Origin of the sequence: Agrobacterium sp. S7/73 (assembly GCF_019355535.1) — a bacterium.
GTDB classification, from domain to species: domain Bacteria; phylum Pseudomonadota; class Alphaproteobacteria; order Rhizobiales; family Rhizobiaceae; genus Agrobacterium; species Agrobacterium tumefaciens.
The window spans coordinates 1,952,384-1,972,926 of sequence record NZ_CP072137.1 but is presented as its reverse complement, the minus strand read 5'-3'; the positions used below and the strand labels follow the sequence as shown (position 1 = coordinate 1,972,926).

General features: G+C 50.8%; 16 protein-coding genes and 1 pseudogene. 2 read left to right on the top strand and 15 right to left on the bottom strand.

Annotation, left to right across the window (positions count from 1 at the left end; translation table 11 throughout):
• Nucleotides 1-2: 2 nt before the first annotated feature.
• Together J5276_RS23895 and J5276_RS23890 are read right to left on the bottom strand one after the other, a co-directional pair.
• Complete coding sequence (locus tag J5276_RS23895; protein WP_111796809.1) at nt 3-2,009, bottom strand: glycosyltransferase; 2,007 nt, start codon at nt 2,007-2,009, stop codon at nt 3-5.
• Nucleotides 2,006-2,230 carry a hypothetical protein gene (locus tag J5276_RS23890; RefSeq protein ID WP_162694941.1) on the bottom strand — a complete coding sequence of 75 codons (225 nt, stop codon included), beginning with the start codon at nt 2,228-2,230 and terminating at the stop codon, nt 2,006-2,008. Before J5276_RS23890 ends, J5276_RS23895 begins: the two co-directional genes overlap by 4 nt.
• Before the next feature lie 1,504 nt (nt 2,231-3,734).
• Here J5276_RS23890 and J5276_RS23885 point away from each other — a divergent pair.
• A protein-coding gene (locus J5276_RS23885) for an IS3 family transposase (protein WP_174012451.1) occupies nt 3,735-4,789 on the top strand; the annotation gives its coding sequence in 2 pieces (ribosomal slippage) (nt 3,735-3,954 and nt 3,954-4,789; 1,056 coding nt in all).
• 101 nt (nt 4,790-4,890) lie between these two features.
• Nucleotides 4,891-5,022, top strand: a pseudogene (locus tag J5276_RS30450) (IS5/IS1182 family transposase); the annotation flags it as partial.
• A 19-nt stretch (nt 5,023-5,041) separates the two neighbouring features.
• Here the strand turns inward: J5276_RS30450 and J5276_RS23880 are convergent.
• The 13 genes from J5276_RS23880 to J5276_RS23820 form a co-directional block, all read right to left on the bottom strand.
• Nucleotides 5,042-6,514: a rhamnan synthesis F family protein gene (locus tag J5276_RS23880; RefSeq protein WP_111796550.1), complete on the bottom strand. Its 1,473-nt coding sequence runs from the start codon at nt 6,512-6,514 to the stop codon at nt 5,042-5,044.
• A gap of 411 nt (nt 6,515-6,925) precedes the next feature.
• A complete protein-coding gene (locus J5276_RS23875) occupies nt 6,926-7,744 on the bottom strand; it encodes an ABC transporter permease (protein WP_081307354.1) in 819 nt (272 codons plus the stop codon).
• Between the two features lie 81 nt (nt 7,745-7,825).
• The gene (locus J5276_RS23870) at nt 7,826-9,082 is read right to left on the bottom strand and encodes a hypothetical protein (protein WP_209159673.1); all 1,257 of its coding nucleotides are present in this window, start codon (nt 9,080-9,082) and stop codon (nt 7,826-7,828) included.
• A gap of 24 nt (nt 9,083-9,106) precedes the next feature.
• A complete protein-coding gene (locus J5276_RS23865; protein ID WP_065661972.1) occupies nt 9,107-9,760 on the bottom strand; it encodes an ABC transporter ATP-binding protein in 654 nt (217 codons plus the stop codon).
• 2 nt (nt 9,761-9,762) lie between these two features.
• Nucleotides 9,763-10,962: a hypothetical protein gene (locus J5276_RS23860; RefSeq protein WP_162694928.1), complete on the bottom strand. Its 1,200-nt coding sequence runs from the start codon at nt 10,960-10,962 to the stop codon at nt 9,763-9,765.
• 145 nt (nt 10,963-11,107) lie between these two features.
• Nucleotides 11,108-12,148, bottom strand: a complete 1,041-nt coding sequence (locus tag J5276_RS23855) for a hypothetical protein (protein WP_065661962.1) — start codon at nt 12,146-12,148, stop codon at nt 11,108-11,110.
• Nucleotides 12,149-12,206: 58 nt separating this feature from the next.
• On the bottom strand, nt 12,207-13,079 hold the full coding sequence (locus tag J5276_RS23850; RefSeq protein ID WP_158008466.1) for a methyltransferase domain-containing protein: 873 nt from the start codon (nt 13,077-13,079) through the stop codon (nt 12,207-12,209).
• A 31-nt stretch (nt 13,080-13,110) separates the two neighbouring features.
• Nucleotides 13,111-14,085 (bottom strand): glycosyltransferase family 2 protein, encoded by a 975-nt coding sequence (locus tag J5276_RS23845; protein WP_209159671.1) that lies wholly within the window; start codon nt 14,083-14,085, stop codon nt 13,111-13,113.
• Nucleotides 14,085-15,287, bottom strand: coding sequence for a glycosyltransferase family 4 protein (locus tag J5276_RS23840; protein WP_174012450.1), 1,203 nt, complete (start codon nt 15,285-15,287; stop codon nt 14,085-14,087). The genes J5276_RS23845 and J5276_RS23840 overlap by 1 nt, the downstream gene beginning before the upstream one ends.
• Nucleotides 15,288-15,477: 190 nt before the next feature.
• Nucleotides 15,478-16,722, bottom strand: a complete 1,245-nt coding sequence (locus tag J5276_RS23835; RefSeq protein ID WP_111796545.1) for a capsule biosynthesis protein — start codon at nt 16,720-16,722, stop codon at nt 15,478-15,480.
• On the bottom strand, nt 16,719-18,326 hold the full coding sequence (locus J5276_RS23830; RefSeq protein ID WP_236761588.1) for a sulfatase-like hydrolase/transferase: 1,608 nt from the start codon (nt 18,324-18,326) through the stop codon (nt 16,719-16,721). Before J5276_RS23830 ends, J5276_RS23835 begins: the two co-directional genes overlap by 4 nt.
• 2 nt (nt 18,327-18,328) lie before the next feature.
• Nucleotides 18,329-19,117 (bottom strand): SDR family NAD(P)-dependent oxidoreductase, encoded by a 789-nt coding sequence (locus J5276_RS23825; RefSeq protein WP_111796544.1) that lies wholly within the window; start codon nt 19,115-19,117, stop codon nt 18,329-18,331.
• Between the two features lie 25 nt (nt 19,118-19,142).
• Nucleotides 19,143-20,543, bottom strand: a complete 1,401-nt coding sequence (locus tag J5276_RS23820) for an aminotransferase class I/II-fold pyridoxal phosphate-dependent enzyme (RefSeq protein WP_111796543.1) — start codon at nt 20,541-20,543, stop codon at nt 19,143-19,145.

Genomic DNA, 20,543 nt, shown 5'->3' with positions numbered 1-20,543 from the left:
AATCAATTCTTAGGTAATTTACTAGGCTGGTTCATGAGCTCGAAATATGCCTCAACGGACTTTCGAGCAGTTTCTTCCCAGTTTAGTGTTTCGAGATTTTGCAGAGCACTCTTGATTGCATGCATCGCGGCAGAATCATCAGTCAACAATAAAGCCGCTCTTTCCGTTAATCCTTGCAAGTCGTAGTTTGTTGGCAAATTCGGATCGTCGATGAGCTCGCGCAGAGGCCCAAATGACACAAACAACGTAGGCACGTCCATTCTTGCTGCCTCAAACGGCACGAGACCAAACCCCTCAGCAGACGTGAGATACATCACCAAGCTAGAATTCAATAAGAGCCAATTACGCTCTTCGGATCCGATATCAGGCAAAACCAACATGTCTTCCCTCGTTTCCGCATCGACTTCAAGCGCCTCTTCGAATCGGGTGGAGCCATAGGGAACAGATGCGCCGGCGAGTATAAGTTTGTGTTTGAACCCCCTTTGCCTTAACCGTTTCCAAACTTTGATGGCAAGATCGCGATTTTTATGCGCGTAGGTAGCACCTAAGACCATCAAATACGAGCTTGTAGTCCAACCACGCCTAATGACTTCGCTCGGAATATTTGTCGGCTGATCCTTGGACCGGGCGTCCGCTCCATTCTCCACAACAAAAACTCGCTGGCCATCGATGGGTAATCGCTCCTCGCGGATTACATTTACGACATCATGACTAATGCTGAAAACGCCGTCACAATTTGCAATTTGCCGTTTGAAATTTTCACGATAATCATCCCAATCGGACCACTCCGCGAAATACGACGGGTTACGATATGCAATCAGATCTTGTACCGTGATGACACTTCGCTTTGCGAGTAACGACCACCGCTCCCAAGGGAGTGGACTACTTGGTTGATACGGACGATGAATTACATCAGCCACCGGCCCTTCGGGAAAGTCAGAGCTGCCTGACGGCACAAAGCGAATTTTTCGTGAATTCAAAAGGTCACGGGCATAACTCGGGATGTTTTGGACATCAGGAACACCCAATGCAACCCATTGAATATCGTCTCTTTGAGCCAAGGTTTTGGCAAGGTTGACAACCAGACTTTGGGTTCCCATCTCCTTCGGGCCAAGGGCCGATCCATCTAGTAGAACCCGCAGCCCTTGCGCTTTTGCTCGCGCGTAGTCCAGAGCTTGCCCCAAGATTGAATTTTCCCGAGTCTTTTCGGTGTCATGGATTGCAGGAAACTGCGGGTGGATTTGATGAAGTGCGTGGCGCGCATCAGGGTTTTCCAGCACACTTGGGAATGCGCCGACGCCGTCAAACGGAACGGTTATGAATGTGTAAGGATCCAGATAGTTATTAAACCCTCGGCGCGTCACTCGCAAAGACAACTCTGCAATCGCGAATGCTAAATTCTCGGTTCCTCCGTCGTTCAGGTCACCGCAAACTTCGACAAGACTAGAATTGACAGCTATCATTGCTCCTTCGGCTACGGGCAACGGAACGGGCCCCCAATGTTTGGGTTTGTCCGCGCGGAGACGCCTAGTGAGAGTGTCTTCATCATGTCCTTCGACACAGAACGGGGTCTGCGTATTGCGATAAGGAAAACTTAGATAACCTCCCGCGTTCGATAGGAATGACAACGTTGCTATTCTTGGATCGGCATCCATCCATTTATTCGCGAGTTCGAGAGTATTGCTCGAAGCTTTAATCGGGAAGCTGATACATAGCACCTGTCGCCACTTGCCTGCGAAAACGATTTTCGCTGCCTCCAGCAGACTTGCGTCCTTGATAACGTGAATTCGGGAGTCGGTTATCTGTAGCGAAACAGAATTGACGTGCCTTGCGAAGCCAACATAGATTGCGGCGACACCGTCCATCCCAAGCAACGAAACAATAGTTTCATTATAGGCCCGCGGGGACCGATCGATCCACACAAAGGCAGCGGTCATCCGCGTTGATTCTGCTCTATATTCCATAGCCTTGTTTTCTTGACACAAAGGCGGCTTTACGAAATCGTTCACGCCATGTAACCTTTCTCGATAAGCCAGTCACCGACCAAGCATGAACCGGTTTTGATAAAATTAGCCTCAGCTTTAATCGATAATTCGTGTTGAAGATTATCGGTCTGTATGGCGGCCCACAGAATGCCGCCATCCCTAAATTGACCTGAAATGATTGGCGACGATACGTCATGAAGTGACGTAATAGCTTGAGCCGACTCCAAGATTGTTCTTTCCGCCATAAACCATACCTTTTAACGCGTGCAAACGTCCCGCGGGTTGATGAGGCACAAAGTCTACTTCAAAACAACACTAAAAAGCCGACGCCTCGCAATCTTACTCGCTATCTGAGCCGATAATTCGACTGTGTATGTCCCCGCCGTAATTTCCTTCATAGGAAAAGCACACTGAAAGCCGCTTTTTACGAAAGCCTGGTTCGAAAAATGCTTGGCTACATCCTCTCGCGATGTAGTTCTCTCGTGAACTCGACGTGCTTCGTCAGAGGTTACCAGTGACACCACAACTTCCGAGATGGCTTGGCGGTGATTTCGTGGAACAACCCAACCGGAAATGGTTAGATACCGATGATCCGCCCGAACTATCGGTACTTGCCTTCTCCCATCAACAGATTTGCCACAAATAGTATCAGTATGCGCGATAACAGTTGGTCGTCGAAGATCTGACAACCGGCCAATAACGCCAGTCGGCAAAGCACTGACTTTAGAAAGCAATTGAGAGCTTCTTTCTAAACGAACCATCTCTTCGCTGGAATTGAACGTTAGGGAAGTTTGCGCGTCATGCCCCCTCAAAAGATCAAGCTCCTCCCGGAGCTTCAAAAGCTCGCATGAGGCAACATCAATCCTACATGATAGTTCGACGATACGAGCGCGAGCAATATTTCTATCTATAATCGCTTGCTCTATTGATATTTCGGTGAGGTCAATTTTCATGAGCGCCAAGACTTTTCCACTGCGACATTCGCCATCTTAAGGATGTCAGTCATTAAGACGCCTTAATCCGAAAAATCTCGCCTTTGAGTTCTGCAATCTCTCGATGGATTTCCGATAGCCGCCGCGCTAGGTTCATCGCTTTCTTATTCACGAGCTCAGCATCTTTCAAAGCATCTACAAGTTTCTGCTGGGACGCTACCATCTTGATCACTCCGATGATTCATTACGCGGCGTTGTGAGCTATATTTCGCGCATAGCGTTAGTTCGATTCTTTGTCATCGGCTAGGCACAAAATTCGTTAAGCAGCTTCGCGGCTCATACGCAAGTATATAAACGTGTAGTAGCCGATAATTTCCCCGAAACGGCCCCCGTAAATTGAATGACGCGGTAATGAGCCCATTTTGACTAGTCACAATTCAAGATAGAATTCATTCCTAGTTCCAGACCCATCCGCGTCAGTCAACAGCTGGCCGGCTCACCATTATCCGAGAGAGCTATAAGACCGACGCGACTATCAACATTGTCGCTCGGCATCACAGAATTCGATTTCGAGGCGCGAACTCGCAACGCTGGCGCGCCTATCTCCAATGAACCGCGACGGGAATCATGCAAGCATCGAAACATAACTCTGCAGAACATTACGTAATCACGGCATGGCTGGCTCAGAGCGCTGGCTCAGGAAATCTCTACAGCTGGGATAAGTGGAATTTCTGCCTGACTTCGGCTTGAATGCCGGGAACAGGAGTGACCCTGACGAGACGACCGCCGGAACCATAGCCCGGCTTTCAAGGCAAAAGTGGCGCTGGCCGCCATCCGAGGCAAGCAGACGCTGGTGGAATTGTCCCAGCAGTTTGACGTGCATGCCAACCAGATCAAACAGTGGAAAGACCAGCTCCTTGAGGGGGCGACAGGCGTTTTTGGTGATGAAACCAAGGCCGAACCGACGAGCCCAACCGTCGATGTGAAAACACTGCACGCCAAGATCGGTGAACTGACACTGGAGAACGATTTTTTAGCCGGAGCGCTCGGCAAGGCGGGATTGCTGGGCGGAAAGAAATGATCGACCGCGCACACAAACTGTCGGTCGCACGGCAGGCGAAGCTACTCGGCTTTAGCTGTGGCAGCGTCTATTATCTGCCTCGTCCAGTGCCCGACGGCGATCTGGCTTTGATGCGCCGGATCGACGAACTGCATCTCGACTACCCATTCGCCGGATGTCGGATGTTGCAAGGGCTCTTGAGAGGAGAAGGGCTGAAAACCGGGCGGCTCCACGTCGTCACGCTGATGAAGAAGATGGGCATCGAGGCGATTTATCGTCGCCCGAACACATCCAAACCAGCGCTAGGTCACAAAATCTATCCCTACCCCCTGCGCAAGCTGGAGGTCACCCGACCCCACCAGATGTGGGCAATGGACTTGACCTATATCCCCATGTCTCGCGGATTTGTTTACCTCTGCGCCATCGTGGACTGGTTCAGCTGGAGGGTTCTGTCGTGGCGACTGTCGATCACGATGGAAGCAGCCTTCTGCATCGAAGCAGTCGAGGAAGCGCTGGCCCGTTATGGCAAACGCGACATATTCAATACCGACCAGGGATCGCAGTTCACCTCGATGGACTTCACCGCCGTGCTGAAGAAGGCTGAGATTGCCATCTCGATGGATGGCAGGGGTGCGTGGCGGGACAACGTCTTCGTCGAACAGCCCTGGCGTTCGATCAAATACGAGGAAGTGTACCTCCACGCCTACAAAACAGTATCCGAGGCCCGCGTCGGCATGAGCCGATATCTGACCTTCTACAATAGCCGACGCCCACATTCATCCCTTGACCGGCAGACGCCGGATCAGGCATAGTTTAACGCGCTGGCACCAATGATGGTGGCAGAATAATCGAGGCGGAAATCCACTTGGAGAAACGCCCGAAACTGTTCAGACAAACCGATCCACCTCTGTACCTCTACAAAAAGCGCAATGAAGTCGAGAGGTTTTTCAACAAACTCAGGCACTTCCGCGCAGTCACAACGCGATACGACAAGCGCGATGATAACTTCCTCGCCTCCATCCAGCTCGCATCAATTCGTATCTGATTGCGATCTTGTGAGTCGGTCACGTAGTCCAAAAGTAGGAACGCCCCCTAAATCCCGCCTGCCGAACAGCTTCTGGGATTAGTCGCTCTAAGGCATGCGCGCCCGTGCCATCAAGCTGTCCGCATTCCTCTTCAAAGACTTGTTCGATCACTTCGCTATCCAGTAAGCTGCTTAGCGCACTCACACGATAAAATGCCATAGAGCCTGCCGGAAACTCCGTAATTCCAATAAAATCCGAGGAAAGACGAAGCAAATTTGCGGTCATCCTAATTTTTTTTATATTTCTCTCCTCTTCAGTAAAATGCCTTATCATTGGATAATTCTCTGGATACATAAAACCGACGTCAGGGTTCTGTCGAAAATATTCGACTATGCTCTCTAATAATTGATTCTGTCCAATTGTCTGATCAAGTAAATATCTACGCCAGTTATCTCCCCAAGATATATGGGGGCTCTTCTTGGTATGAATATGCAGCACGAAATCGTAGTCTCGCCATATCTGGCTAGCATCGATTAGGAATGGCGCGATATCGCGCCCCCTATTTTGGCATACTTGGATACGAGTTGATCTTGAATTGTTGAGATTACCAAGCAAAGCCTCGGCTTTAGAAAAGTCATCTTCACTGCACACCGTCACGACAAGTGAGAACGGGAAAGTAATATAAGAAAGCCTGATTGCTACCTCTTCCAGTAATTCCAAATGATAGCAGTGGAGATGAATACAAAGACGCAATGCATTATCGCATGCCGTTAAGGCGGGCGGCAATATCCATCGGTCTTCTAGCGTCCGAGGCTTCGCACCGTCTTTAAGGTTATCGACGTAGTGTCGCAAAGGGTTTTGGTTTCGCGGCAAACCATGATGTTTTCTATACATATAACCATCAAGGTCGGAGCGAGGCTGCCGATCTTCCGTAAATCCTCTATGCATATAATGTACAAAAGCGTCTACCGGATTCGATGCTACTTCAGGATATTCTCTAAGGTAGAATTTAGCATCAAAATGCGCCTGATATACTCTCCACTGTTTAAACAATGATTTGAGTTCACATGAACTGAACGGCTTGGTTGCATTACCGCGATCAACGGACAGCGTAGGCGCAACCAGGCCATCAACCTTCCAAGCATACGAGCCATAAAGTCGTAAACAAACCTCAGCAAGGTCGAGTTTCTTGTTCTTATATTCAGGATACGCCTCCGCAAAACCTTCTGCGTCAAAATATCTAGAGGGAGAGCGTAACTCTTTCCGTCCATATTCGAGGTAATGCGCTATGGGCTCTAACTCCGCAGCAGCGACATCTGGATTAGCTTTGTAGTAATATAATCCATCAAAGAATGGCGACGTTGAGCAACGCCAATTATCAGTTCTCCTGCCATAAACCCAAGCCCCTACGGTCGAGAAAAAGCCGCTGGAATAGCCCGAAAAAAAGGTATCAAAATATAAAGTTTTGGTGATTTTTAGAAATTTGAGCGCACGACACAGCCATTTCCTCATCGTATTATTAGAAATCTCCCTAATTTTGGGGGTGAGGTTCTCCCTTCCTGACGAAGGGATAGGATATTTAATAATTCGGCAGACTTTTTAAGGAAAGCCATTATCAGCGGGAACATTGTGAATTTGGGTACAGATTCTCGATTAACCCATAAAATCTCTTTTGGGGCGAAGGAAATCCCTAAAACGACCCGCTCCTGCAATGTCCGTTCTTTGAGATTAATCTGCTCTCCAGAGTGAGTTTGCCGCGAATGTAAGCCAGCGGGATCTGGAGCTTTCCCAACTTTGCTTTGAGACCAAAACTCAAATCGGGATTTAGAGTTCTCCGTTGATTCTGCCTCAAATTCAGAGACGGCGATACAGCCTTCTGCAAGCGACGCCACGAAGTATGACGACATGCAGTGGCAAACGCCACTAGTTTGCGAGATGCCGCCGAAGAGAACGCTCCATCAAAAGACCAATCGCCAAGCTACCAAATGCCCAACCAACCAAGTAAGTTTTACTTAGTTGAAACGCAGGGTAGCCGAGGTAATAAGCAGATCTTACCCATTCTACGGCATGGAATGTTGGATTAAATGAACAGTAGTAGGCAACGATATCAGGAAACGAATGCAGGTATATTGGCGCACCCGAGCTAAGATATATGACTGCGGTAAAAAGCGCATAAAACATTGCAAAAAATGGCCATATTGCAGAAATCACACTAACGACGATGCCTACGCCGACTGACAAAACCGCTACGAGCGCAAGCACCGAAACAACATCGACAGTTGAGCGGGGCATTGGACTCGATCCAACCGACAAAATAATGGCGATGACGAACAGTGTGGCCAAAACAACCCCGAACAGTTCCAAGACTGACCTCGCTAAAATAATGTCAAGTAGTTTAACCGCAGGAAACGCCAACATCCCTTTGTTTGCTATCAAAGACACAGACATGAACCTGGAAACGTAATTAAACATCAAAACCGGTATGAGACCCGTAGCAAAAAACAAAACAAGATCATCCCCAAACACCGCTTGACGATCAATGATTTTATAGATCGCAAGCAACATCGCCATATGCCCCACAGGAAAAAGGGGAACAATTAAAAATCCCAACCCGTGATCAAAATAACGGCTGCGAATATCACGCAAAATTACGGCGTGCATCACGTTTAGTTTTCGCTGAAGCGCCTCACCAATCGAAACACTTTCATCACGATGATTTACAATATGGGAAGTGCTTTCCATGCCAACCTATTCTACGTCCGAAGCGCTTCATTACAATAGGGTTGAAGTGACTGTTGCGTTGCTTGCACCCTAAATGTGCCTTCAATCCAGTTTGTTCCGCATCAGCGCTATGGCGCCGCAAGTCGCCGCGGCAACTGATCCGAATATCAACAAAGCGAGGAATAAATTTACCGCAAGTTTCGGATACTTCGGATAATCAGGCAGCGTCGGCTGTGTGAAATTATCCACGTATACGAGCTGCAAAGAACTAACCAGCTTCACTTTTTCCAGATCCGTGATAGCGGACTTCAACTTGTCTTCACCGAGTTTCAGGTTGAGTTGCGCGTTCTCGAAAGCCGTGGCGTAGCCCGATAGGCTGTCTTTTTGCCCACCAGTGGCACTTTCTCGCAGCTCCTTAGCTTGCGCTTCCAACCCCTTAAGTCGTCTTTCTATTTCGGAAAGTTGCGGAGCGCCCCGCCCCACTGTCTGCATTAAGGCGGTCCGGCGGCTCTCAAGATCAGCAATATTCGCCTCCACACCTGTTAGAACGGTGCTCAACCGCTCGGCTGAGAGATCGATATCAAAAACCCCGGTAGCATTTTGAATATCGCGCAGTTTGCCACGAAACTCCCCCACCTCGCGCATTGAACGATCGACATCCTGCTGCGTCGTGCGCACGAGATCGTCCCACATACCAGAACTAAGCTTATTAACCTGCTGTTCCGACAGATGTAGAACCAGCTGAAGCAGGTCGTGTGCCTGCTGAGGGGTGTAACCTGAGACTTCAAGCTCAACAATGCCGCTCTTGGGATTTACAGAGACTGTATAGTGCTTTCTCCAATATTTGAGAACATCATCCTGATTGGCGTCCGATTTCAGCCGTGAAAGCCGGTCGATTCCGTCACGGCCGAAAAAATCTTTGAGAGAAATGTTTTTCTCCAAATCCTGAATCATCGCCGGACTGTCGATATAGTTCAGCAGAACGGCAGTATCCTGAACGATCTTGGCCTTTGGCTCGATCGTGGAACTCGCATACCGATCGCGGCTCAGCATGGGCGCGGACGATCGGAGTACAAAGCGCACCTCCGAAGCATATCGCGGGCTTGCAATGAAAATATAATATACCGAGCTTGCCACCATCGGTAGCACGAAAGTCAGCGCGAAACAGAAAAGAAGAAGGATCGAGAACACCTTATCACGCGTGTGTGGTGCAAGCCCCGCCAAACGATAAAGGTTACGTCTGGAGCGATTTTCGAACGTCAACATACGTGCGTAAGCGCTCAAGGCAGATGCCATCTTCTGCCGTCGCTCTGCGGGAGGCAGCACGCCCTGTTGCACGATTTGGTTATTGTCCGTCACGCGTTTCCCCTGCCACTCGACCTCTCATCGATTTAGACGCATATAGGTGGCGATGCCTTCTTCCACGCTATCAAACTGCACCATATGACCGTCAATCAGAACAATTGCGACATCGCAATAGTCTTTGATTGTATCCATATCGTGGGAGATCATGATGACATCCGATCTCTCACGCCGTTGACGAAAAGCCTCTCGGCACCGTCTTTGAAAATTCGAGTCACCCACAGCCGTGATTTCATCAACCAAATAACAGTCGAATTCAATTGCCATAGACAGGCCAAACGCAAATCGCGCCATCATACCTGAAGAGTAAGTCCTGATCGGCTCATTAAGATAGCTACCAATCTCGGCGAAATCGGCAACAAATCTTAGAACGCGACGGAAATCTTCACCATAAGCTCTTGCGACAAACTTGAGGTTTTCTTTGCCACTAAGTTGATAATTCAGGCCATTTGAAAAGCCGAGAGGCCACGACACGCGTACCTTACGCGAAATTTTGCCAGAATTCGGCAACTCAGCTCCGGAAATAAGCCTCATCGTCGTAGACTTGCCCGCACCGTTCACGCCCAACAAGCCATAAGAACGGCCTGCTTCAAAATGCATCGTTTGGTCCCGCAAGATGTAGCGGCGATGTGCGGCGGTCTTATAATATTTCGTAACTCGATCGAGGGTAATCACGGTCAAACCCTATGATCTTCAACGGACATCCAAATCAGCGTTGCTGTCATCCACAAGGTCAGCAACCCACCGAAGATAATGAGCCACTGGGAAAAGCGCTCCGGATAGCGGGACTCTTCTGGAATATGAGCATCGGAAAACACTGAAATAAACGTGGTGCGTTTCAGTGCCGTCGACTTGGCGGTATCAAGGTTTCTGACTGTTGATTCGTAGAGTGCTTGGGTGACGATGCGCTGGGTTTCCAATTTTGAGAACTCAGTCATGCTTGACGAAAGCTGCACGCCGCTCGCGGGTGCCGCACCGGCAACACTATCCTGCCGCAACCGAATTTGGTCATCTATCGCCTCGATCGTACGGTTCAATTCACGGCCGCGCGCAGAATTGTCGGCACCAGCCGCCGTGAGTGAGTTCAGGTTCACCGTCAGGGCGAGCTTTTGCTCTGTCAACTTGGTAATGATGGCGTTCGACATCTTAGCTGAAGCGAGTGGATCAAGAATACCGGTCTTATTCTGATACTCTCTCAGGCCATCAAGCGCTTTGCGGTATTCGGCCAAGGCGAGATCCATGTCGTTCTCACCGCGCTTTATGAGATCATGTTTGGCCTTCTCGGAAATCGTATCGATCATCTCATTGGCTGCCTGCATCGCAGCTCTCGAAATGGTAACGGCATCGGCTGGTGAGAATGCTCTGATTGTCAGAATGATGATGCCAGACGGGCCATCGACATAGGTATCGACTTGCCCCGTCCAGTATTTGTGGAGATCTTCGAATTTTGCGTCGGGTGGCAGCCTAGAAAACCAGTCGATATCCGCTTTAGAGAAGAGGTCATGCAGTTTGATACGCTCGTTCAAGATGCGCACAAGTTGTGGAGACTGCAAGTAGTTCGCAACAATGTAGGAGTCCTGCGTCAACGAATCGCCACCGATGATAGAGCGACCGTCTCGCTTCTCGGATGTATCGAATTGCTCACTGACGCCAATAGTGCGCACAACCATTCGGGCTTCGGAAATATACTGGCTACTTGCAAAAAAAAGATAATAAATCCCTGCCAACAGGCTCGGCAAGATGACGAAGATCAGGAACGAAGTTTTTTTGTTGAAAAAATGACTTCTGCCGCCGAACTCTTCGTTGTCGGTCACGCCCGCAGGAGGAACATCGATCCTTCCGTCAGCTTGAGTAAGGTGACCTACCTTAACGTTCATTCTTCACGCCTATCCTGAGTTTATGTCGACAAGACTGCATTTCACGCTACTCAATCACACTCCCCCATAGAGCTGCCTGAGCAATGTAACATCAATGGCAGCACCCGCCTGTGGTTGTATAACGGCAACAACGCTTTAGAGCTAGTTAGGAACTGGCGCGCTGCTCGGCTTTTCGGATGAAATGGAGCAGAATGAGATCATTCTCAAGCACACGCTCAATGATTTTTATCTCACGCAACACATCTGCCAATTCAAGAAACGGCGAGCGTACCGGCGAAAACGCAATTTCGTCGCGCGCGATGCCGGTGCTTTCGCTGATGGCGTCCGCAATATCGCTACCCGTCTCGTGCGGATCGAATACGGCGAACTGCGACAAAGCATCGAGAGCGCTTGAGACGCCATCACGCGACACTTTTTCTGTTGGATTGGTGGCGACGAGTTGATGCGTGAAAGGCGACTCGAAGAGCCCAAGGATATCCTTATGCGCACTAAGGATTTTCGCTTTTATGTTCTGCGGGTCGCTGAAATTGGTGTCAACGAAATGCTGCATGGCTGGCTCAAATAGAATGACATCGCGTTCTGACATAAAATTAAGCGGACGCTTCTTATGGGACGCAACCGTTAGCAATCGAATAGCAAGCTCGTAGAACGGGTCTCTCAGAGACGCTATTCTGATCGTGTCATCCGTAAAATAGCGATGGACGGTTCGTAGAAGTACCCGCCCGCTCACATAGGCGGACGGCTGATTGACGATCTCCAACATTTGCCGGACTGTCTCGCCGCCATATAACTCAGCACTCCCCGCGTGGAACTGGAAATAGCCTTTCAGGCTATTGTCCAACTCTCTATGAGGCGCAAACTGGGTTTCAAGCCTAAACAATTTTTTGGCGACATGCTTGCCAGGGTTATAGCGCCGATAGATGACAAAGCCCGTATCATCGTCGACGATCTCCAGATCAAGCGACGTCGATAGCGCAGGAACGTTCTTGTTGTCGAGGCGAAAGCCCACCACACCCGTGTCGTGATGCCCATGTTTAAGCGGTCCTTCCAGGAACACATCACAGTTAAACGGACCGTATGTCTCCGAATTGCACGTCACGGTAATCATAGGCTTCGTCGAAAAGCCGTCTGGGATCAAATATCCTTCGATCGTCTCGCCTGTGTCGGAATAGACGTTGAAGTACATTCAGATCATTTCCTTACAGATTTCGGCGATTTCATCACGCCTCGCGCAGCCACTGCCATCAACCGAGAGCCTCGAAATTACTCACCATTTTTCCAGAAGCAGCGAGCTCAGCACCGGAGTTCATACTTGTTGCATTCGATATGGAAAACGGTTCAAATTTCCCCTGCTTTCTTAAAACCACGTCAAAGCTAATCTTGTGAGGGAGCGTGTCGATTGCTTCCAGTTCAAAATAATCAGCGAGGTGCACACGAAAAAGACGCTCAAAAATTTCCGCACTGGAGTTCCACTTGTGGCCGAATTGGCTCTGATCACCGGCGGCATTCCACGTGTAGCGGTAATCGGGGAGAATGAGACCGATCCCTCCGCCAGGCTTGAGCACTGTTTCCCAGTACAGCAACACCTCAACAGGATTGGAGACATGCTCCAACATATGAAGAGCTACGATATAGTCGAGACTTTCGGCCTTAAAAGGAAGATTTTCCGGATTTGCCAAAATTGCATCTTTAAGGAAAGCATGATGCGCACCGCTCGAACCTTCATCTTCTCGCATAATATCAACAGGGGTGAGATACTCGCTGATCCTCCTGTCGCCACAGCCAATATTAATACCGTTTAACACCTTTAATGGGTAGCCAGAGGGAGCGGCACGCAAGGCCGCCTCTTCTTCTTGGTGCTTGATTATGAGCGCTTCATTGGGAGGGTAAAGGACAAGCGAACCCGTCTTGAGAGCAAAGGTTTCTCGGCTTTCAGGGGTGAAGCGGGACATCAATCTGATATTCTCCGCATCGGCCATGAAGGAAAAATTGAGCGTTTTGCGGAGACTCTCCTCATCCTCAGGCGTCATTTCGCGCTGAGGAATATGACGCTCGCGCAAATCCTTGAGGCGCCGATAGCAATCCAATGCGACTGTCCGCGCCCACGATTTTATCATCTGGAATCTAATCCTTTTCAAGAGTTTCCTGCTAGGCATCAAAAAGCCTTTGATCAAGAGACATCCGCTTGGCGAACCAAGACGGGAAGAATTTGTGGTTCGTCCCAGCGCAATGTCCCGCAACGAGCGCAGATCTCAGCAATGCGCGTTTCATCCTGTCTCGTGTTCGGACTTCTCCATAGCGGGGTTCTAATTTTGCGCGAAACGCTTCAATGGAAAACCTGACCATGGCTTCGACCATATGGAACGGACTCGGTGTCAGCTGATAGCCGAAATATTTTTTAAAATTTCTTGACTCATCAAATGCGCGTTTGAATTGTTCTCTGACGCCATAGTCATGTGAATGTATCACGACCGCGTCGGCGCTATAGGCTTTCTTATAACCCGCCTCGATGATTGCTTTTGCCCATAATTGATCTTCAGCAAATTCCACGTCCGGGTAGGGAATGGTCTGCCATACCGACCTCCGCAGCAAGGAGTTATTGTCAGAGTAAAAATGTAAAACTTGGCGCCACCCCTGATCGCTTTTGTAACGTTCTTCATCCAGGTCCTTGCTGAGGACCTGAGGAAAGCCGCTAAACCCGGCAAAGTGTTGGTCCAGATCAATTTTGGTGAAAGGCGACGCGTCGTCACGCGCAATGTGGCGGCCGAAGACACCTGCAATGTGGCTATCTATCTCTGCAACGGCCACAAGATTTGCCAACCAATATTCGTCTTTCGGCACAGCATCATGAGTTAAAAACGCAACAAATTCGGTGTCCTCTGCAGCACTCGCACCGAGGTTTCTCGTCTTTCCGTGCCCAAACTCAGAGGGAGGAATTTCGATCAATCGGATCGAGTCAAGACTGCGAAGATATTCTGCCGTACCGTCGCGCGATCCAGAATCGATGACAATGATCTCGAATGGCCAATCCGTCCGCTGTGCAAGCACGTGCGATAGAACCTGCGGCACTATCGAGATCGCATTCTTCACGGGAATGACCACGGCACACTTAAAACTCGCCATTAAGCACGCTCCCCCACCACAAGAGTAACCCGCTCTTGAACAGCTTTTTCAACCATTCTGGCAGACGTTTCCCAAGAAAGATCAGAGACATGACTCTTGCCCGCGAGAGAAAGCGCCGCCCTCTCTTCCGGACGCTTTAAAAGCCTCTCCATCACGTCCGCGATACCTTCCGGGTTGGGCTTTGCGAGAGCGATTGTGCCGACAGGGAAGATTGAGGTCACGGTATCGAGATCAAGATCGATGACGGGAAGTCCGCAGGCCATCATCTCACGATTCACGAGAGAGTGGTTGGTAGCGGAAAAGACGACACCAAATGTACTTTGCCGATAAAGCTCGGCGAGTTCGGGGCCATCTAGAATGCCGTGGTCCCGATAGGGGAACCCGACCTGCTGAGGACCGAGCTTCCAGCCGAAGAAATCAACCTCGAACTCGACACCTCGCTTTCTAAGGATTTCGAGCGCCATGAATGCAAGTTCAACCGCACGGCGAGGTGTTACCCAACGAGCATACAACGCGATCCGATTGTTCGGTCGAACTCCATCATCAGGACGAGGGGAATAGACGGCTTTGTCGAAAGCAAGGGGCCAATGCATCGACCACCGTCCGTACTTCTCAGACATGATATTATGCAACCATTCCCCAGCGCACAGGCAGTCAAAATCAAACGAATAGGTTGCTTCAGTCAGTAACGCCTCGGTCCCGGCAGGATAGAATAAGGGTTCATAATCCTGGACGAAATAGAACTTTCTTCTAAACTGCTCCATCGCGTTGACGGCGTAGCAGGTGTACCGATCCGTCGCAATCAGCGCATCACCGGACACCGTCGGTGTCTCTCCAGAAAAAAGTTCCACCGTGCCAAAAAAAGGCTGGAAGTGAGCATTAATCGTGTTGCGCGCGGCGTCACCGGTCTTGTGCACGCTTGGGTTTTGAATCAGAAACCTCACATTATGGCCGAACTTTTCCAGATAGCTGGCGATCCGAAAGATCGTCATATGGCCGCCGGCGCCTGGCTTGAAATCCGGGATAATCCAAGTAATGTCCATCCGGTTTATGTCAAATGCCGTTTCTGGTGGTGCTCCGCCTGACGGTTCGTAACTTACGAACTTCTTCAGGTGAGCAACTTGCCGTTCCAGGTGAGATTTCCTGTTCTTCCGGGGAACGAGTAACTGGGACAGATGCCGCACAACGTTTAATTTCAACACCAGACAACGATCCCCAAAGTTTGCTATATCAGAAAGCCGACTCTTTTACTCGACAGGTAAAATGATCGACCTTCCTGAAGGCCCTATGTCAATACACCTTAAACGTGATCCCTAAGCAGACACCCGGTAAAGGACAAGCAAGAACGTTGGCTCAGCCTACCGAATTTCTGGTGAACTTGGTTGGTTGTGATCACAATCCCGCTCCGGAGCTTCTGCTTTTCCCGTTCAGCCAGTTCTCAATCAGACGCGACGCGATGCCTTTTGCCGCAGCATCCACCCCTTCGCGCCCGTAGAAATTTCCTCGTTCTTGAACAGACGCCGCAACCAAACGGAAGAACGCATCTCTCAAGGCGCTGTCAGGCTCGATATCTGACCGCCAAAATTCATTGAGGGATCGTTGCTCCGTCAAGCCCGGAATGTCGTAGATCGCTGAACCAAGTACCTTTGTCCGGATCCCGAGAGTGAGACCGGCGAGTGCAGCAGTCGAATTCACCGTAACTATCCCCCCTGCGCCTTCCAAGAGAACGCCAAGATCGCCTCCATCGAGAAAGAAAACGCGGTCGGCAATCCCTAACTGTTCGGCATTCGATTGGATAACCCGCCGCCACGATATAAGGCCATTGTCGAGCGGATGAACTTTGATCGCCAGCCGTGCAGCTTTGTCTGCGTTTCCTGCAAAGGATCGCAGAACGAGCGCTATTGCTTCTTTCTGCGAATTGAACGGCGAATGCGCTCTCAGTTGATAGTCGGTTTCGAGCTGCAACGGATATACGAACCAGGAGCCCGGAGACGACCTCAACTGGTTCTGAACGAGCTTCGCCCCGTTTTCACGCCGACGTTTAGTCGCCAAGCGACCAATCCATCCGGCATATTCAGCAAGGGGATGGTAAATGCCGTGAAACCGATAATGGGGAAACAGAAACCATAGAAAAGAAGCCGGCAGATAATAGCCGAGATCGAAAAGCGCTTCGGCAAGAAATGTCTGCGTAAACTTACGCGTCCAATCCGGCTCGGGAAGGTTTTCTGCTGCTTTTAGGATTGCCTCGGGGTCATTGGGAAAGTGAGAGTTGGATGACATGCCATCCCGCTCAACCGTCACCCAATCGGGTCTCAGATACCCCATTTCGATAACGACGACAGTTGCGCCATGCTCCTTGGCCGCCTTCACCGCCTCCTTGTGGTAGGGTCTCTCCTCACCAAGCAGAATAATAGTCCTGATACGGTGATCGCTAAGGAACTGGCGGATAAAGGTACCCCAGTTTTCAAAGCGGCAGCGATAATTGACCGCCCCGCCCCTGCGCCAGAAGATCTGGTCGCCGACATTGAGATTGATGCGGTAGCACGCATGTCCAGCCCGCGTGAGGTGTCCAGCAATTTTTGCGAAGAGCGGCGAGGATGGTCCCTGCAGGAAAAGATAAGGTCCTTGTGAAGTCACTTGAACTGTTCCTTGTAAAGATGCGCGTGCCACAGCAGCGTCTCGAACAGGGTCCAGGGCGCCTCCAACCTCGAGCGCGTTGTGACGTGCTTGTCCTCTTTTGCTTTCCCAAGCGGGACAATGAAATAGTCCGTTCTTGGATCAGGAAAAGGATCTGCATATTTTTTCAGAAGCGGCGCATGGTCACCATAAAATGCCAGCCAGACCGGGCGATCATATTTGTCGAGCTCTTCGATGAGGTAAGCCAGCGCCTCATCTGCCTTGCGCAAAAGTTCCTTGTAGATTTCGACCGGGTCGGTAAGGCCTTCACAGCGTCCTGGCTCCCACGGACCATGATTGGCCATTGAGGCGACAAAGAGCAGCGCAGACTGCTGTTTCTCGATGGTGTCGGCGATATCCAGTACCTTCCGAGTAAGACGCATGTCGGAGACATAAGCACCATCGCGCGCTGGGACGTGATCGAAATCATCGAGCATCGTCATGTCGCGAAAACCTAAAATCGGCATCGCCTTGTGCCTAAGGAAGAACGTCCGGTCATATGGGTGTATGAAGTGCGTATACCAGCCTGCCTTGCGTAGCTTGTTCGGCCAAACGACGTCGGCGTAATGCGATGCACGAAGGTAAGGATAACTCGCATCTGCATGAACATCATCCGGCTGCAAACCGCTCAATACGGCGAACTCGGTCCGCAGCGTATATCCGCCTTCGAAGACACTGGTGAGTCTGCCCCATTGCGCGGCGCGGTCCTTCAGCATGTCGATCGTCGGCAATTCGAGATCGTCGCAGCCGACGTTGCGAAGATCCATAAACGATTCCGATTGCCAGAAGATCACCAACGGCGATTCCCGGCTCGGTTGACCTAGGAAATCGTGGATGACGCTTTGCAGACCCTGAGCCAGTTCCTCGATGATTGCATCGCGTCGCATGCCGAGCCACATCATGAAATGATAGCTGACAGACGCAAAGGTGCCGAAGCGCGTCGTGTTCGATTTCACATTCAGCGTCGTCAAAAGCCACTGAGCTATCGACGCTGCATAATGTCCGATGGGTTTGACGAACAGAAGTAGGACGGCCAGGCTCGGGACGAGCACCCCTACCAGAATCCACAGCCACGTGAACTGACCAGGTATGATCGATGGCTCCGCGATCATGAAAAGCGCAGATACCCCGAAAACATAGGAGAGAGCCACGATCCAGAACAGGACGTTGAGGTTCGTGGCGTAAAAAATGCTCTTATATTTAAAGACGTCAACCACGAGGGCGATATCGGAAAACACCAGAGGTTCTCGGATAAAAACGTATTTTACGCGCGATATGCCAGTAAATATGATGAAGAAGCTGATCGTCCCAAGCCCGCAATAGAGCGGCCTCCAGGATATGGCAAAGAAAATCGAGAACACAAATAGGATGATCGGCAGTCTGGCGAGATGCTCGATGACAACCCTCTGCCAACTATGTGGCAGGCGATTGTCCCGTCTCACCTGCTGCGGCATGGCAAGCGGATCGGTAAGATACACGATGATGACAGCAACAGCGAAGGAAGCGGCCGTAATGGCAAAGGGGTAGTCGGCATGCGGCGCCATTTCAGACAGGTCAAGGTCCATGATCAGGCAGATATCCGTTGCATGCGCCAATATAAAAGCGGTTTGATAAAAGCGGAGAAATACGACAACATTGTCAACGAAGCACCAAAGTGGACCTGAGGCGCTCCTTTCTCTGTTCCCAAGACGATCTTTTTGGCGACTTTATCAACTGGCCACGGCGGCACAGTGCCCATCAAACGCTGGGCAAGTTTAGGGCGAAGCAGAATTTCACGCTCATATTGCGGCGTAAGCGTATCCGGCGGGAAACTCATGCTCACTGTTACACCGGAACCGTGAAGCTCACTTCTGAGAGTCTCGCCGAAAGCTGCTAACGCCGACTTCGAGGCACAATAGGCGCTGTAGCCCGGAATGCCGATCAGGGCCGCCCCAGAAGAGATCAACATGATACGGCCGCTAGACCGCTGCTTCATACCGCTTAGCACAGCCCGAACCGCATAAATGCAACCCAGGAAGTTGACGGCTAATTGTGCGTCGAAGACGGAGGTGGGCTGCCTATCGAACTCTTCTGGATCGACGCGCCCGGCTGACGCGACCAGAACATCGCAGGGACCGTGCCTTGCTTCCGCAGCGATGACCGCTCGTTGCAGCGCGTTTTCATCGCTCACATCTGCCGACACTACAAAAACGGAATCGTCCTCGACCAAATCTGTGCCGGTAAGCGCTCGAGCGGCCGAGCGAAGCCGAGCCTCTTCACGAGCGATCAGGGAAATGCGGTAGCCCTTGGCGAGATATATCCTGGCAACTTCCAAACCGATACCACTCGAGCCGCCCGTGATGATGATGTGAGGCATAGGCCATTTCCAAACTCGGGATAGATTAAGTGAATATTTTTGCGACCTGTTGCATGTCGAGGCCTGCGAGACCGACCTTGCGTTCTACAAGATCGTTCAGGATGTCAGCGGTCAGCTGAACAGCCGTTTCGATCTGATCGCTCGTGTGGTCGCAGGTCAAAAAGAACCTCAAGCGCGCCATGCCCTCCTGCACGGCAGGATAGATGATAGGAAGGGCATTGACGCCCACCTTCAACAGCTCATTCGATAATTGCACGGCGCGCAGTGAGTCTCCGACGATAACTGGCACCACGGAATAGCCCGCACTCGGACCCGTGTCCAAACCGGCACGCTTGGCAAGTTCGAGGAACAACCTGCCATTTTCACCCAAACGAACAACGCGGTGTGTTTCGCTTTCAAGGATCGAAAGACTCGCAAGCGCACTGCTCGCCAGCACTGGCGCAAGGCCAACGCTGTATACAAAGCCGCCCGCATGCGCCTTCAAAATCTGAATGAGAGGGGAGCATCCCGCCACATAGCCACCACAGCTGGAGGCCGTTTTGGAAAGTGTTCCCATCCAGATGTCAACGTTTGCAGGGTCGATCCCGAAATGTTCGAACGTGCCCCTGCCCTTTTCTCCAAGCACTCCGAGTGCATGGGCTTCATCGACCATGAGCCAGAAACCGAACTGCGCCCTGAGGCGGATCAACTGCGGAAGTGCCGCGACGTCCCCATCCATCGAGTACACGCCTTCGACAATGACGAGTATGCGGTCAAACTCACCCTCGATACTTGTCAGGATGTTTTCCAGATCGGCGGTGTCGTTATGTCGGAAGAACCGGCGGGTGGCGCCTGAAAGTTTGATACCGGACAGCACACTGTTGTGAATGAGCTCATCATGGATCACCAGATCCTTTGGCCCTACGATGCAGCTGATCACGGTCGAGTTGGTGAGATAGCCGCTCACGAAACAAACCGCCTCCTCTGCCTCGTAAATCGACGCAAGCTTCTGTTCAAGAAGCCCATGCTGAGGACGTTCGCCCGCGACCAGGCGGCTTGCGGAAGCGGAGATCCCGAACTGATCGATGGCCGCGACAGCAGCTTTATGCACGGCCGGATGCGTATTGGTCGCAAGGTAGTCGTAAGACGCAAAGTTGATGACTTCTCTGCCGTCGATGCGCGTTGTCGCGCCTGCAGCTCCTTCGTGAGAGCGGTAGAAAGGGTTATCGACCCCGGCAAGATCACTGATGGCCTTCTGCGCAACGATCTTTTTGTATTCTGGAAGATCATCGAAGCGCTTGGGAGACTTCACTCGAGCCGGCGCTCGCCTATTGACCCTGGCAAGACGATTTTGGCCAGCGGCTTCGTGCCGATTACGAAGTACTTCCATGTAGTCGGTACCAGCTGCATTCGGCACGCTGGCATTGCGGTCAATTTCGTCCACCAT

What these genes read in the sequence shown, in the direction of transcription:
- J5276_RS23830 (WP_236761588.1), bottom strand. Translation starts at nt 18,326, where the DNA reads ATGGACCTTGACCTGTCTGAAATGGCGCCGCATGCCGACTACCCCTTT.
- J5276_RS23820 (WP_111796543.1), bottom strand. Translation starts at nt 20,543, where the DNA reads ATGGTGGACGAAATTGACCGCAATGCCAGCGTGCCGAATGCAGCTGGT.
- J5276_RS23860 (WP_162694928.1), bottom strand. Translation starts at nt 10,962, where the DNA reads ATGAACGTTAAGGTAGGTCACCTTACTCAAGCTGACGGAAGGATCGAT.
- J5276_RS23850 (WP_158008466.1), bottom strand. Translation starts at nt 13,079, where the DNA reads ATGATAAAATCGTGGGCGCGGACAGTCGCATTGGATTGCTATCGGCGC.
- J5276_RS23880 (WP_111796550.1), bottom strand. Translation starts at nt 6,514, where the DNA reads ATGAGGAAATGGCTGTGTCGTGCGCTCAAATTTCTAAAAATCACCAAA.
- J5276_RS23890 (WP_162694941.1), bottom strand. Translation starts at nt 2,230, where the DNA reads ATGGCGGAAAGAACAATCTTGGAGTCGGCTCAAGCTATTACGTCACTT.
- J5276_RS23875 (WP_081307354.1), bottom strand. Translation starts at nt 7,744, where the DNA reads ATGGAAAGCACTTCCCATATTGTAAATCATCGTGATGAAAGTGTTTCG.
- J5276_RS23845 (WP_209159671.1), bottom strand. Translation starts at nt 14,085, where the DNA reads ATGGCGAGTTTTAAGTGTGCCGTGGTCATTCCCGTGAAGAATGCGATC.
- J5276_RS23825 (WP_111796544.1), bottom strand. Translation starts at nt 19,117, where the DNA reads ATGCCTCACATCATCATCACGGGCGGCTCGAGTGGTATCGGTTTGGAA.
- J5276_RS23855 (WP_065661962.1), bottom strand. Translation starts at nt 12,148, where the DNA reads ATGTACTTCAACGTCTATTCCGACACAGGCGAGACGATCGAAGGATAT.